The 15,457-nt window shown below is 44.0% G+C and carries 13 protein-coding genes and 2 tRNA genes; all 15 read right to left on the reverse strand.

All coding sequences use genetic code 11. The annotated features are described in order from the left end of the window. Window positions 1–1,479 (reverse strand): GH25 family lysozyme (locus FXF62_RS09270; protein ID WP_262881632.1); only part of this gene is annotated, 1,479 nt, incomplete at its 3' end. Window positions 1,480–1,543: 64 nt separating this feature from the next. Then, window positions 1,544–2,302, reverse strand: a complete 759-nt coding sequence (gene tpiA, locus FXF62_RS09275; RefSeq protein WP_000087893.1) for a triose-phosphate isomerase — start codon at window positions 2,300–2,302, stop codon at window positions 1,544–1,546. A 159-nt stretch (window positions 2,303–2,461) separates the two neighbouring features. Next, window positions 2,462–3,223 carry an HAD family hydrolase gene (locus FXF62_RS09280; RefSeq protein WP_149518510.1) on the reverse strand — a complete coding sequence of 254 codons (762 nt, stop codon included), beginning with the start codon at window positions 3,221–3,223 and terminating at the stop codon, window positions 2,462–2,464. Then, a complete protein-coding gene (locus FXF62_RS09285) occupies window positions 3,204–3,608 on the reverse strand; it encodes a PaaI family thioesterase (RefSeq protein ID WP_149518511.1) in 405 nt (134 codons plus the stop codon). Before FXF62_RS09285 ends, FXF62_RS09280 begins: the two co-directional genes overlap by 20 nt. Window positions 3,609–3,863: 255 nt before the next feature. Then, window positions 3,864–5,045 (reverse strand): MFS transporter, encoded by a 1,182-nt coding sequence (locus FXF62_RS09290; RefSeq protein ID WP_149518512.1) that lies wholly within the window; start codon window positions 5,043–5,045, stop codon window positions 3,864–3,866. A gap of 78 nt (window positions 5,046–5,123) precedes the next feature. Further along, window positions 5,124–5,987 carry an Rgg family transcriptional regulator gene (locus tag FXF62_RS09295; RefSeq protein WP_149518513.1) on the reverse strand — a complete coding sequence of 288 codons (864 nt, stop codon included), beginning with the start codon at window positions 5,985–5,987 and terminating at the stop codon, window positions 5,124–5,126. A 549-nt stretch (window positions 5,988–6,536) separates the two neighbouring features. Continuing rightward, on the reverse strand, window positions 6,537–8,432 hold the full coding sequence (locus FXF62_RS09300) for an ABC-F family ATP-binding cassette domain-containing protein (protein ID WP_149518514.1): 1,896 nt from the start codon (window positions 8,430–8,432) through the stop codon (window positions 6,537–6,539). A 223-nt stretch (window positions 8,433–8,655) separates the two neighbouring features. Continuing rightward, a complete protein-coding gene (locus FXF62_RS09310; protein WP_149518515.1) occupies window positions 8,656–9,021 on the reverse strand; it encodes a hypothetical protein in 366 nt (121 codons plus the stop codon). 4 nt (window positions 9,022–9,025) lie between these two features. Then, entirely contained in the window at window positions 9,026–9,745 is a 720-nt protein-coding gene (locus tag FXF62_RS09315) for a matrixin family metalloprotease (RefSeq protein ID WP_149518516.1), read from the reverse strand. Between the two features lie 169 nt (window positions 9,746–9,914). After that, window positions 9,915–11,117 (reverse strand): 30S ribosomal protein S1, encoded by a 1,203-nt coding sequence (rpsA, locus tag FXF62_RS09320; protein WP_015604624.1) that lies wholly within the window; start codon window positions 11,115–11,117, stop codon window positions 9,915–9,917. Between the two features lie 163 nt (window positions 11,118–11,280). After that, a tRNA-Gln gene (locus tag FXF62_RS09325) sits at window positions 11,281–11,352 on the reverse strand. Between the two features lie 9 nt (window positions 11,353–11,361). After that, window positions 11,362–11,442 (reverse strand) — tRNA-Tyr (locus FXF62_RS09330). A gap of 50 nt (window positions 11,443–11,492) precedes the next feature. Further along, window positions 11,493–11,723: a DUF2969 domain-containing protein gene (locus FXF62_RS09335; protein WP_015604623.1), complete on the reverse strand. Its 231-nt coding sequence runs from the start codon at window positions 11,721–11,723 to the stop codon at window positions 11,493–11,495. A gap of 92 nt (window positions 11,724–11,815) precedes the next feature. Next, window positions 11,816–12,841, reverse strand: a complete 1,026-nt coding sequence (locus FXF62_RS09340; RefSeq protein WP_149518517.1) for a branched-chain amino acid aminotransferase — start codon at window positions 12,839–12,841, stop codon at window positions 11,816–11,818. 139 nt (window positions 12,842–12,980) lie between these two features. Further along, window positions 12,981–15,431, reverse strand: a complete 2,451-nt coding sequence (gene parC, locus FXF62_RS09345; RefSeq protein ID WP_149518518.1) for a DNA topoisomerase IV subunit A — start codon at window positions 15,429–15,431, stop codon at window positions 12,981–12,983. Between the last annotated feature and the right edge of the window lie 26 nt (window positions 15,432–15,457).

Raw genomic sequence — 15,457 nt, forward strand, 5'->3', positions numbered from 1 at the left:
ATCGTTGTTGGCAATAGTCAGCTTGCCTTCTGGCTTAGCAACTGAAACCTTAGTTGTTGTACCACCGACGTTTACCAACTTTCCGTCACCTTGAACGTAATACAAATGAACACTGTAGTCGCCAACAGAGTTCTTATGTTCGCTAGCACGAACGGTGAATTTGTATGTACCGTCTGACTGTTTCTGTGCCTTGTGCCAGATAATATCATCCTGACCATTCTCATTTGACCAAGTTGGAAGCAAGACTTCACGAACTCCATGTGGTGCGGAAACTTCGGAAACAACAACATCAAATGTGCCAGTTTTTGGATTATTATTTTGAATACTAATCTTACCTGTCAGCGGTTGTTTGACCAAAGTAGCTCTAGCTGTAAATCTACCAGAGTAGTCAATACTTTGGTCGAAAACATGCTTACCAGAAAGCAGCTGCGCTTGAGAAGTAAATTGCCAAGCTCCTGCTCTGCTATTATACTTCAAATTTTTAGCATCATTTGCACTTAACTTAGGTGCTGGATACTGAGCAATCCAAAAATTATCAAGTCCAAAGAGAGATGTATTGATTGAACCTTTGTGGCGTAGATTGTTCTGGTCAACCCAGCTAGCACTTGTGTAATACATCAGATTTGCATATCCCTGCTTGCGCATTTCATCTGCCCAAGCCTGAGTATGCTGGTTGATCCCCATTTGCATTTTAGGGTCTTCCATGTCATTGACCATGACTGTATTTTTAGGCAAGGACAATTTATTAGCAAAAGCAGCATAGTAACGGGCCTCTGCTCTCGCTTCTGCATCATTTGTATAATGCGAGAAGGCATAGGTTGATACTTGCAAACCAGCTGCTTGCGCATTTCGAACCTGAGACTCAGCAAAAGGATTAGTATAGTGGGTGCCTTCTGTCAGTTTGACAACGACACCGCCGACACCTTTGGATGCTAATTGGCGATAGTCTTCTACGCTGATATGGCCGTTATGACTACTCACATCCACAAAGGTAGAGCCCTTGATTTCTGCTTGTGAATTCCCACGCGCTGTTTGTCCTGCTGAAGAAGCCGCATTATAAAAAGAAGTGCTACCTTTTTTGGATGCAGGACTGGCGCTGATCGCTGGGGAAGTCTGCTCAGCCTTTACTGGATTCTGAATCGCTTCAGAAGCAGCTGATTTTGCTTGTTTACTTGCTTTATTTTCTGGTACATTCTCCTTGACCATACTAGCAGCAGGTACCAGATTTTCTGGTGCCTTGTATACTGAACTAGCTTCAGCTTTTGCGACCGAGCTTTCTTGTTTGACTTGACGATCTGTGGATACCGCTTCTGGTAAGGATACCTGCTGAGGTTGATGATCCTTTTCTACTTGAAGTTCTGCCTTAGCTACTTCAGGGTCTGTGGTTATCGGCGCATTTTCTTCTGCCTGTACCACGTTAGCCGTTGCTGCTAGCAAAATGGCAGTGCTGGCTAAATAGATAAGTTCCTTTGATTTCACCTTTTTTCTCCAAACTTTTAAAAAGCTTGCCACCTTTAGGGCAACAAGCCATTTATTGTTATTCTTATTTCACAAAATCAAGAAGAGCTAGGAAGCTTTCAGCTTCAAGTGATGCTCCACCAACAAGAGCTCCGTCCACGTCTGGGCAAGCCATGTATGAAGCAACGTTTTCAGGTTTAACTGAACCACCGTATTGAACACGAACTTTGTCAGCAACTTCTTGACCAAAGTCAGCAGCTACAACGTCACGAACAACTTTACACATTTTTTGTGCGTCATCTTGTGAAGCTGATTTACCAGTACCGATAGCCCAGATTGGCTCATAAGCGATAACTGATGCAGCAACTTGTTCAGCTGTCAAGCCAGCCAAAGCAGCAGATACTTGAGCGCCTACGAATTCAGCTGCTTTACCAGCTTCGTAGGTTTCAAGGCTTTCACCACAACAGATGATTGGAAGCATACCGTTTGCAAAGATTGCTTTTGCTTTTTTGTTGATATCTTCGTCAGTTTCATGGAAGTAGTCACGGCGTTCTGAGTGACCGATAACAACGTAGTCTGTACCAATTTCTTTCAAAACTTGTGGGCTAGTTTCACCAGTGAAAGCACCCGCATTTTCAAAGTAGCAGTTTTGAGCAGCAACTTTAAGATTTGAACCTTTTGCAGCAGCAAGAACAGTTGTCAAGTCAAGAGCTGGAGCTGCGATACCCGCTTCAACAAGGTCTGATGAAGGAAGTTTTGATGCTACGGCTTCAACGAATGCTTTTGCTTCTTCTGGATTTTTGTTCATTTTCCAGTTACCGGCAATAAATGGTTTACGTGACATTTCACATACCTCTTCTATTTTTATTTATATGGGCTATTATATCATAAGTAAGCAAATTAATAAAGGTTATCCACAATTTTTCATCAAATCGTAATGTTTCTACGAGTTATCCACAGTTTTGGCTGTGAATAAACCATTTAAAGACCTCGAAGTCGTCTTTTACTTCCTATTTTCCAGCAGTTCTTCTATATCTGTAATGACTCTGGCCTGCATTTTATTGAGCTTGTTTATCTCTGCAGCTGAGTATGGGAAAGTGTTCAGCAACACTCCATCAATCCCAACAGCTTGAGCAATAGCCATATCCGTAGAAAAATCATTGCCAACCATCACCGTGTCTTCTGGATTGAGCTGATTCTCTTCCAACACAAGCTCTAGCCATTCTGCTTGTGGTTTTTTGATCTGATAATCAGAAGAAATATAAACTTTATCCAGATAGGGAGCACAACCCGTCAATTCAATTTCTGGCATTGTAAAAGCCTTTTGAGCATTGGATAGCAATATAATATCGCCTCCCTGGTCCTTAATGGCCTTTAAAACTTTGAGGGTATTCGGATAAACATAGAGCTGACGACGAGACAAACTTCGAAAAGTCACAGCCAACTGCTCTCCCCAAGCCTGCACATCTGGAAGCGGAGTCTGGGTTTCATGCTTAGATGGAGCTTCCTGCAAGAGCTGGATGAAAACCGCCACCAAATCAACCTCGGGATAGGCCACGCTTTTCTCTTGCGCTATCTTGCTTTCTTGCTTTACTACCAATTGTCCATATTTCTTTTTCAAGTCTTCTGGCTGATAATCTGCTCCATAAGCTGCATAGATGTGGGAAAGATACAGCCATAAAGTCGGATCATCTTCGGCAGTCCTGATATCCACCAGTGTTCCATAAAAGTCAAAAAGATAATGCTTATATTCTAACTTGCGCATTTTCTCCCCTTTCTCCAGTGACAAACATGGTAAAGGTCGCCTTACATACATTTCTACCGTCTTGATTGGTAATATCCACATCTACCACTCTAGTCGTTCGGCCAGCATGGACACATTTCCCCGTGATACTTAGGATATCGCCAAGCTTAGCCGCTTTGAGATAGTTGATGGAGGATTGTAGGGTCACGGCGTCAGCACCTTGGGAAATGATGACCAAACCACTTATCTGATCGCACAAGGTGAACAAGTAACCTCCATGTGCATTGCCATAATAGTTTAGAGAAGAGGGGACGACCTCTGTCTTTACTAAAACATGGCCATCTTTGGCTTCCTCAATTTTATAGTTTTCAAATGCCGAAATTGCATCAAAATGAAAATCTTTCATTCCTCACTCCATTAATTTTACTTATACTTCATCATACTACTTTTACTAGCAAGGAACAATGATTATATGCACATTCCAATGGAAAAATTTTTTCTACCAGATCTTCAAATCTCCAGCACTCCTGATCTATCAGCCGATTGGACTAGTAGCTTGGAAATAAAGTTCTGATCCAAAATAGGCTAGTAATGAATTTAAAAATTCTCAGCTGAAGATTTGCAAGGCAAAACATTAAACTAGGTTGGAAATCACTCCAACCTAGTCTTTTTGTATTCTCTTTTGATAAAGGTAGGAAAGCAAAGCCAATCCCATCACTCCGAAACCAATCAGGAGAAAGGAAAGGGTACGGACACTCGGCAGCAGCGTCATCAGGAAAGTCGCAGGTGGCATGAAAAGAATTGCCAACGTGTAGATCGTTGAGAAAACGCGGCCTAGGTACTGCTTGTCCACCTTGGTCTGAACCTGACTGAAGAAATGAATGTTGAACACAGTCATAAAGAGCTCGCAGATTAGATTACCAGAATAAGAAAAATATGTATGAACTGGTAGCAAGGCAGAGATGCCCATGACTGCGACTCCGACACCTGTCAATAACAGGGCTACAAGAAGATTTCCCATACTGGCCTTAACCTTGCTAGCTAGAATAGCTCCTATGATTGAGCCAATAGCGCCCAAACTCAGAATAGTCGCATAAGAGCCTGTCTTATCATAGAGCTGATTAGTGAAAGGCAACAGATAATTAAAAGCAGCAAAGAAAAAGTTAACTGCAGAAGCTACCAAGAGCAGAAAGAAAATTTCTTTTTGCTGACGGATATAAACTAAACCTTCCTTGATATCTCTCAGGATATTGCCAAGATTAATGGGAGACTGCTGCTTGCTTGGCTCATGATTGGGCAGAAAGTAAACCAAGGTAAAAGCCAGAAAGAAGCTCAGCGCATCCAGCTGAAGGGTCACGCGCAAATTTGCATACTGCATCACAATAAAAGACAAAACTGGAGCTGAGACACTGATAACCTGCAAGGCTAGTTCCAGATGAGAATTGTAGGTTACGATGTCTTCCTTGTCCACAATTTCGGTAATATAAGACTTATTAGCTGGCCTAGAAAAAGCAAAGGCTATGGCCTGAACCACATTTGCAAAAATCAGCGCTCCAATCATGAGCTGGTCATTAGAAATAAAAGAAATCAGCAGACAAAGCCCAGCACAAATCAAGTCCGTTACCATCAGCACCTTACGTCTGGAAAAGCGGTCCGTAATAGCTCCCCCCAAAGGATTGAATAAGATGGAAGTAACTAGCTCTGATATCTGGTAAATGCCCAAGACAGTCTGTCCCAGAGCTCCCAAAGAAGCAAGCCAGATGCTGTTCCCATAGTCATAAAGCATATTTCCGATTTTATTGATAGCAGCCCGTGTAATCAGCTGTGCTGCCTGTCGATTCATAAAAATACCTCCTTCCATTTCTGAAACTATTGTATCAGGAATAGAGGGAGGTTCTTTATTTTTCCCATATTTGGGAAATTATGCTTTTACAAACTTATCGAAATGCTCTTGATAATAGGCGACTTGCTCAGGTAAATTCAGCACTTCAAAGATGTGCATGGCTTCCTGCATTTGCTTGATGCCCTGGTTCTTCTGTCCCTTCTGATAAGCCGCAAAACCCTTGAGATAGAGGAATACATTGCGTTCATAGAGTTTGATGCCCTTGCCAATAATCGTCTCTACGTAAGCCTCAAAATAACTAGCCTTATCAAAAGAACAACTTTCCAAACAATGCTGGTAACAATTGAGAGCAATAATCAAGACTAGTTTCTTATGGCGACCAATTTCTTTGTAGTAGTCCTCCCGCTCCATGACTTCCTTGCCCAGACGGTAGACGTAGCCCACATCATAGAAGCTATAGAGATTGCCAAAAAGGATAAGTTCGTACATAGTCCAATCTTCCACTTGAAAGAGATAATCGGCCACCTTATCTAAATCCTCTTGCCTCATGCGAAACTGACTGTCTCGCTGACAAATCAAGCCTTGCATCAAAATCCAATTCAGCTCATAGTAGAGAGGAGCACTACTAGCTTGGGCTTTTTTCAACTGCTCCGCTTGCAAGTCCTGAAATCCCTTGATGTCATTTGAGTAGTAAAGAGGGATAATCTGACCCATCATGGCCACATGCTCATGCTGCTGGAAATTCCGTGCCTTGTCCATAAAATTTTCAAGAGTCACATGGATATTATCCAAAAGATCTAAAAATTTCGAGAGGGTCATGTCCGACTCACCCAGCTCAAAACGAGACAGCTGAGAGGTCGAGCAAACCTGACCCGCCGCTTCCTTCAAAGAATACTGCCCATTTAAACGAAAATCGCGAAAAACTTTGCCTAAATTTTCCATTTGTTTACCACTTAAATTCCTTTAATTGCTGTTCTGCTCCCTAGTCGCTTCTTTCAAAACTACCTTCCAGCCCCTTTGTTCGGATTCTACTTTCGGACGAGCCTCATTTCGTCAAAATCTTCTCAGCCGAAAATCGGAAAAGGCAAATTCTACAAAAAGAACTCGTCCGAAAATAGAAAGTTCGGGATTTGCTCTCAGACTAACCGTCCGAAAATCTGACAGAGTCATTTTGCTCCAAAATAGCTTTTCAGAAAATCTGACGGACTGACTTGTCTTTAAAAGAACTTAGATTGCATGAAGAATGCTTTCTTTTCCTTGAAAAAATCTCAGAACACATGAAAAAGTTCGGGTTTTATTCTCAAGGAAACGATTCTTCATAAAGAATTTATCTTTTTGTCACAGAATCAGAAATTTCACATGTGAACATTCGGTTTTTGCTCTTTGTCGACTGATTTCACATGTGAAATTAAGTATTTTGAGCTCTGGGAAGCTCATTTCTCAAGGAAACTGCATACTCCTGCGAATTGCTCATCTGGTTCTATTTCCTTCCTACACCTTCTCCGCCAGTTCTTCCCATTCTAGCATGGCTTCTTCTTGGGCGGCGGTCAGCTGGTCGATTTGCTGCTGACTCTCCATGAGTTCGGCGGCGTCATTAGTGGCCTGCATGGCTTCCTGAAGCTGACTGATCTGGCTGTCCAGGTCCTCGATTTGCGCTTCCAATTGCTCTAGGCGGCGGGCCAGCCGGCGTTGTTCTTTCTGGTTTTCCTTTTGAAGCTGATAGTCATTGGCAGGGGCAGGCTTGTCAGAATCAACCTGCTCCGTCTCCTCACGCAAAGCTTCCTGCTCTGCCTTTTTCTCCAGATAGTAGTCATAATCACCTAGATAAAGGGTGGAGCCTGTCTCAGAAAGCTCAATAATCTGTGTGGCCACGCGATTGATAAAGTAACGGTCATGGCTGACAAAGAGCAGGGTGCCGTCAAAGTCAATCAAGGCATTTTCCAGAACTTCCTTGCTGTCAATGTCCAGGTGGTTGGTCGGCTCGTCTAGAATGAGGAAGTTGTTGTTTTCCATAGACAGCTTAGCTAGAAGCAGCCGCGCCCGCTCTCCACCCGACAGCATGCCGACAGATTTCTTGACATCGTCTCCCGAGAAGAGGAAAGCGCCTAAGCGATTGCGAATCTCGACCTCTGGCGTCAGCTTGAAGTCATTCCATAGCTCATCAAGAACCGTATTGCTGGCAGTCAGTTTGCTCTGGGTCTGGTCATAGTAGCCCACTTCCACATTAGCTCCCAGCTGCTCCTTGCCTCTGATGAAGGGCACTTGACCGATTAGTGATTTAATCAAGGTCGTCTTTCCAATCCCATTTGGCCCGACAATGGCTACCGCATTAAACTTGCGAATGTCAAGGTTAATCGGCTCCGACAGGACTTCCTCGCCATAGCCAATGGCTGCGTCTTCCAAGGTCAGCACAACATTTCCAGAAACCTTATCGGATTTGAAAGTCATATTAGCCGAGCGACTGCCGGTCTCCGGCCTGTCCAAACGCTCCATCTTTTCCAGCTGCTTGCGACGGGACTGAGCCCGCTTGGTTGTGGAAGCCCGAACTAGATTGCGATTAACAAAGTCCTCCAGCGCAGCGATTTCTTTCTGCTGCTTTTCGTAGTTCTTAGCTTCGGTGGCCAGCTTCTGCTCCTTTTGGACCACAAAGCTAGAGTAATTGCCCACATAGCGATCCAAGGAATGCTTGGTCAAGTCCAGCGTGATGGTCGCAACCTTGTCTAGGAAATAGCGGTCGTGGCTGACGATGATGAGGGCACCTTTATAATTTACCAAATAATTCTCCAGCCAGGCAATGGTCTCGATATCCAAGTGGTTGGTCGGCTCGTCCAGTACCAGCAACTCTGGCTTTTCCAAAAGCATCTTGGCCAGAGCCAGACGGGTATTCTGCCCGCCCGACAACTCAGAAATCTTCATCTGCCACATGGACTGGTCAAACTTGAAACCATTTAAAATCGCTCGAATATCAGCCTCGTAGGTAAAACCACCTTTCTGGCGAAAGTCCTCTGACAGCTGGTCGTACTGGGTCATGAGAGCAGTCAGCTCTTCCCCTGACAATTCTCCCATTTGGAGCTCCATTTGCCGCAAGCGCTTCTCCTGCTGACGCAGACTATCAAAGACCAGCAGCATCTCGTTGTAGATAGTATTCTCCGACTCGAAGCGGCTGTCCTGAGCCAGATAGGACAGGGACAGGTCTCGTTTTTTATTGATTTGACCAGACGTCGGCTCTTCCTCGCCCACCAAAATCTTGAGCAAGGTTGACTTGCCAGCTCCATTTTTACCGACCAGAGCAATCCGGTCACTCTCATCCACCTGCAGGTTGATATTATCAAAAAGTAGCTCCCCTGCAAAAGAGCGTTCAATCTTGTTTGCTTGTAAAATAATCATAAAACCATTATAGCAGATTTCCAGAAGTACAGCTATCAGAATTCAAGAGAAAGCGAACTCAGCTCCCCAAAAGAAAAATAGAGTTGGACAGAAATCGGTAATTCGTTAGAATTCGATTTCGTCGTCCCACCTCCGCATAGTTGAGTAGAGCCCTACTCAACTACTGCGTCTTGCTCGACAATCTAAAGACAATTGAGAGGCTAGGACTTTTGTCCCAGCCTCTCTACATAAAACTATTGAGAATAGATTGATTCTGCAAAATCAGATAGATGCCCAGCAAAATAATCAAAACAAAGAGACTTAGCTTTATCATCCCTTTGACAAAACGAACAATCCATAGAATAATCATGGAACCAATCAACCACATAATGGCTGAATGCTGGAAAAATCCTTGAACTATCTCAACATTCTCTCCAAAGAAGGCCTGAATGGGCGCTGGAACATGAGTTTCCCAAGCTGCTGTCACGCCTACCTGGTTAGCAATATCGCTGCCGCTTTTCCACAGCCAAGCAAAAATTCCTGAGTTAAAAAGAAAGAGGAAAACTTGCTCTGGGAAGCGTCTAATAAAATTAAAAATCATTTTTAGCATACCTTTATGATTGATACAAGTCTTTTACAGCCTGGATATCTGCTGGCTGAATACTATAAAATGAGCCTGCCGACTGCATCACTGATTCCTCCTCATTATGGTCTAATCCGATAGCATGGCCCAATTCGTGCGCTGCTGTATTGACAATCCGCTCATGAGAATAACCATAGCGTCTGTCCAACAAGTAGTAACTATTGAGGCGAACAGTCACATGGGTGAAACGATTGGTCAGCAGGTTGGTCTTGGACTCTGCCTCACCAGCTGCACTGACGCTGCCATCATTCATTTCCGTCGCAACGATATCCGCTTCTTCTTTGTCATTGATGACTTGAAAGGTGAAAGCTCCTGTCTGGTTCCAAGAATTAATGGCCTCCTGATAGGCTGAACGTAAGGTTTCATTCGTGGTATCGATATAGACCGTAGCACTAGCCTTCTCCCAGCGAGCTCCCGTCCCTTTATGCTCATCTGTCAGCTGATGGGGCTGAATTCCCTCACTAGTCTGAAAACCAGTGGAAAGTCCTTGTTTCGTTAAAAATTGATCCACTTGAGTGACCGCAGTTTTAACAGCCTGCGATAGCCCCACTGTCCCCGTCTCTGTCGAAGTAGTAAAATAAAAAACACCTACAAGAACAAGAAAACTAAGTGCCACAGACCAAACAAGCCCCCAGATAAGCCGCCAAATCAAGCGAAATATAAATCTAATACAATTGAAAATAAATTTCATGGCAAGCTCCTTTCTCATAGAATACACGAGAGACTTAGTCTAGCATTTTTGGCTTAAACAAAACTAAATACGATCGAGAGCCAACTCTCGCAATTAAATGATCACGACACAAGCCCCACTTGAAAAGACGAAAAAAGAAGCTGAGAAACTCAGCCTCTTCTTAAGTAAATTACAATTCGATATCACCGAAAAGATCAGCCATTGAGAAACCAGTTTGAGTTTCTGGAAGCTCGAAGTCACGTTTTTCTTGACGACGTGGACGACGTGGACGAGATTGACGTTTTTCTTCTTTTTGGCCTTCTTCTTGAGCTGGACGCTCTTCAAGAGCCTTGATAGAAAGTGATACACGCTCAGCAGCAGCATTCACTTCAAGAACTTTAACAGTTACTTCTTGACCAACTTTAAGAGCATCTTTTGGATTTTCAACACGTTTGTGTGAAATTTGTGAGATGTGAACAAGTCCATCGATACCTGGCAATACTTCAACGAAAGCACCAAAGTCAGTCAAACGTTTTACTGTACCTTCAACTACATCACCAGCAGCAAGTTTTTGTTCAACACCATCCCATGGTCCAGGGGTTGTAGCTTTAAGTGAAAGAGACACGCGGCCTTCTTCTTCGTTCAAATCAAGAACCTTCACTTCGATTTCGTCACCAACTGAAACAACAGATTTTGGTGAAACGTTACGTTCATGAGAAAGTTCAGTCAAGTGAACCAAACCATCAACACCACCAAGGTCAATGAAAGCACCGAAGCTTGTGATACGAGCAACTTTACCAGTTACAACATCACCAACATTCAATTTACCAAATACTTCTGCACGCGCTGCAGCAGCTTCCGCTTCTACAACTTCACGACGTGAAAGGATGAAGCGGTTTTCTTTTGGATCTACTTCTTTAATCTTAGCGTCAAATTCTTGACCTACAAAACGTTCAGTGTTGCGAACGAAACGAGTATCGAGCATTGAAGCTGGAATAAATCCACGAAGTCCTTCAAACTCAACAGAAAGTCCACCTTTAACGGCACGAGTGCCCTTAACAGTAACGACTTCTTCTTCACGACCAACCAATTTGTCCCATGCTTTGCGAGCTTCTAAACGTTTTTTAGATACTAGGTAAGTAACTGTATCTGTATCTTTACCTACTACTTGACGAAGAACAAGCAATTCAAGTGTGTCACCTGGTTTTACAAAGTCATTGATGTCAGCATCACGATCATTTGTCAACTCACGCAGAGTCAAAACCCCTTCAACACCAGTACCAGCAATGGCAACATTAGCTTGGTTAGCATCCACTGTCAATACTTCAGCAGTAACGACATCACCTGGCTCGACTTGGCTAACACTGTTTAGCAAATCTTCAAATTCATTCATCTAAAAAAATCCTCCAACAATCAAGTATACTACTTGACATACTTATAATTATTTTCCTAAGCACCCGCAAACGACATTTGATGTATCTTTAACGTTTTCCACCCTATAAAGAAATAAAATATCCGACGATATTTTATCCTTTATCTGATCTATTACCTAAGAACTGGGGTAGCTGGATTCGAACCAACGCATGAGGGAGTCAAAGTCCCTTGCCTTACCGCTTGGCTATACCCCAATGATCAAATGGAGAGAGAGGGATTCGAACCCCCGAACCCGAAGGAGCGGATTTACAGTCCGCCGCGTTTAGCCTCTTCGCTATCTCTCCGACAATCAACGATATCAATTATATCATTAATCTAATAAAAGCGCAAGCCCTTATTTTCCTAAATTGTAGGTTTCAATCAAAGTTTCCACCGCTTTTTCAAGCTTTTTATATAAACTTTCAACATTGCCATTTTTGACAATAGCAAATTGGCCGTCAAATTCGGCAATCTCGCCAATGACTTTTTTCCCTATAGAAAGGGTGTAGCCATCAAATTGATCAGCGCCAAGCTTCACCTTACTATCTGCAATCTGAATCTCAATTTTTTTATCTTTTTTACTCATTCTTCTACCTCTTTCAAGTTTCTATTTTACACGAAAATAGCAAAGCTGGCAAGTGATTTCCTCAATAAAAAGAGCCTCAAAGGGCTCTTGGGTTATTCATCTACTTTGACAATCCAACCTTCTGGGGCTTCCACATCACCAAATTGGATGCCAGTCAGCTCATCATAAAGTCTGCGGGTCACTGGGCCGACTTCTGTTTCACTATAAAAAACATGGAAATCATCACCATGCTGGATTCCTCCAATTGGTGAGATAACAGCCGCAGTACCACAAGCTCCTGCTTCGACAAAGCGATCCAAGTTATCAATTGGAACGTCGCCTTCAATTGGCGTCAATCCTAAGCGGTGTTCGGCTAAGTAAAGTAAAGAATATTTGGTAATGGACGGTAGAATAGATGGACTCAGCGGTGTCACAAATTCATTGTCCTTAGTGATTCCAAAGAAATTGGCTGATCCAACTTCTTCAATCTTGGTATGAGTTGACGGATCTAGGTAAATAACATCAGAGAAGTTGCGAGACTTAGCCATCTTACCTGGTAAAAGGCTAGCTGCATAGTTTCCACCAACCTTGGCCGCACCAGTACCGTGGGGAGCTGCGCGGTCAAATTCATCTTGAATCAAGAAGTTCGTTGGCATCAAGCCACCCTTGAAGTAATTACCAACTGGCATGGTGAAAATGGTGAAAATGTACTCTTCAGCTGGCTTCACTCCGATAATATCGCCCACCCCAATCAAAAGCGGACGGATGTAAAGAGTGCCACCTGTACCGTACGGCGGAACATATTCTTGATTGGCGCGGACAACCTGCTTGACCGCATCCACAAACATCTCAGTCGGAACTTGTGGCATGAGCAAGCGATCTGACGTGCGTTGCAGGCGCTTAGCATTTTCATCTGGACGGAAAAGCTGGATACTGCCATCCTTGGTACGATAAGCCTTCAGTCCCTCAAATGCCTGTTGGCCATAGTGAAGGCTTGGTGAAGACTCAGAAATATGCAAGGTCGCATCTTCTGTCAGCTGTCCTTCCTCCCACTGACCATTCCGATAATAAGCGATATAGCGATAGGGCAATTTCATATATGAAAAGCCAAGATTTTCCCAATCAAGATTTACTGTCATAGTCTTTTCCTCTTTTTCTTATCTTTCAATTTATAGATACTCCCTATTGTACACCTTTTTCTGAAAAATTCAATCATTATTTTCAATTTTCTGAAAATTTATTTTTAAAAAAACCAGTTCGTGTGAACTGGCTTGTTGATTACTTGATATAAGCTGAGAAGACTTCTTCGTCTGAAATGGTATCAGAAATGAAGCTGCCGTTGCTAGTTCTCTCAGACAGGCTGAGGTCAGCCAGATTGATTTCATAAGCAGTTCCTTTATTGGAAATCACCTGCAAAATCTGCTCCTCACTGGCTTCTGCTTCAGTAGTAAAGAGGTCAAAGTCTGCTGCTTCGCCATAGACTGGACCAGCTGCGAAGACACGATGTGGCTTGGTCTTAAGCTCTCTCAGAACTTGAAGACCGCGATTTGCCCGACTGGTAACAGGAATATCTGCGACTGCCATACGCTTGAGCGAACCTCGCTGAGTCAGGAGGTAAAGTGAGTCTGTATTAGCGATAAAGGCTGCCGCTAGGACATCGTCCTTCTTGAGGTTGATGGCTTTAACCCCAGCCGCCTTAGCTCCGATGACAGGTACTTCCTCAATATTGAATCGAAGAGCATAGCCATTCTTGGTCACGAGCATAACATCATCCAGCTTAATCGGCGCCAGAGCAATGACCTGATCTTCTTCATTTTTCAGCTTGGCAAACTTGAGCGACTTAGACTTGTAGGTCCGCCAAGGACTGAACTCCTTGCGTTCCACACGCTTGATTTGGCCTAACTTGGTTGCTGCAAAGTAAGTGCCCTCCTCAAAGCTGTCTAGCAATTCTGTATAGATAACCTCTTCTTTGTTATCAAAGTTGCTGATGGTCTGGCTGAGGTGTTCTCCGATTTCCTTCCAGCGGATGTCTGACAGCTCATGAACAGGCCGGTAAATGACATTTCCCAGACTGGTGAAAATCAGCAAGTGCTGGGTCGTCTTGGCCGGACTGACGAAAATCAGTCTGTCATCATCACGCTTGCCCATCTCTTCTAGGGTCGACGCCGAGAAAGAACGCGGACTGGTCCGCTTGATGTAGCCAGAACGAGTCACGCTGACATAGGTCTCTTCCTCCACGATGAGACTTGCTGTATCAATCTCGATGGCGTTTGCTGTATCCTGCAGCTCACTGAGACGCGGATTGCCAAACTTCTTCTTGACTTCGCGGAGCTCTCGCTTCATGAGGTTATACATGGTGCGCTCATCGCCGATAATAGCCGCCAGCATAGCAATTTTCTCACGGAGCTCTGCTTCTTCCTCTTCCAGCACCACAACGTCTGTATTGGTCAAACGGTAGAGTTGGAGAGTGACGATCGCCTCAGCCTGCTCCTCAGTGAAATCATAGCTGACTTTAAGATTTTCCTTAGCGTCTGCTTTGTTTTCGGAAGCACGAATCAGGGCAATCACCTCGTCCAAGATGGAAAGCACCCGAATCAGTCCTTCCACGATATGCAGTCGTTTCTCAGCCTTGGCCTTGTCAAAACGGCTGCGAGCCAAAATGATCTCCTTGCGGTGGGCAATGTAGCTGGTTAAGATTGGCACAATCCCTACCAAACGCGGCGTGAAATTGTCAATCGCCACCATGTTGAAGTTGTAATTAACTTGTAAGTCGGTGTACTTAAAGAGATAGTTGAGAATCAGCTCGGTATTAGCGTCTTTCTTGAGCTCGATGGCAATGCGAAGACCATCCCGGTCGGATTCGTCCCGTACCTCAGCAATGCCGGCCACCTTGTTGTTGACCCGTACATCGTCAATCTTCTTGACTAAGACCGCTTTATTAATCTCATAAGGAATCTCGGTAATGACGATTTGCTCTTTACCGCCCTTCAGCTTTTCAATCTCAGTTCTGGATCGTACTACAACTCGACCTTTACCCGTCTCATAGGCTTTCTTGATTTCATCACGACCTTGAACAATAGCTCCTGTCGGGAAGTCTGGACCAGGCAGAAACTCCATGAGTTTGTCCACCTTGGCAGACGGATGGTCAATCATATAGATAACCGCGTCAATGACTTCGGCTAGATTATGAGGTGGAATATCCGTCGCATAACCAGCGGAAATCCCAGTTGCTCCATTGACCAAAAGATTAGGAAAGGCTGCTGGCAGAACTGTTGGCTCCTTCTCGGTATCGTCAAAGTTCCAAGCAAAAGGAACGGTATCTTTCTCGATATCCTGCAAAAGATAGCCAGCCATCTCAGACAGCCGCGCCTCAGTATAACGCATAGCCGCCGGTGGATCACCGTCCATAGAACCATTGTTCCCGTGCATCTCGACAAGAATCTCACGGTTTTTCCAATCCTGAGACATACGAACCATGGCATCGTAGATGGAGCTGTCTCCGTGGGGGTGGAAATTCCCCATGATGTTCCCGACAGACTTGGCAGACTTGCGGTAGCCCTTGTCAAAGGTGTTGCCGTCCTTATTCATGGAATAAAGAATACGGCGCTGAACAGGCTTCAAGCCATCGCGAATGTCTGGCAAGGCCCGCTCTTGAATAATGTATTTGGAGTAGCGACCAAAGCGCTCTCCCATGATGTCCTCCAGGGACATGTTTTGAATATTGGACATAATAATTCTCTTTTTATTTTTCTTTT

It is taken from the genome of Streptococcus cristatus (assembly GCF_008369405.1).
Classification (GTDB): domain Bacteria; phylum Bacillota; class Bacilli; order Lactobacillales; family Streptococcaceae; genus Streptococcus; species Streptococcus cristatus_G.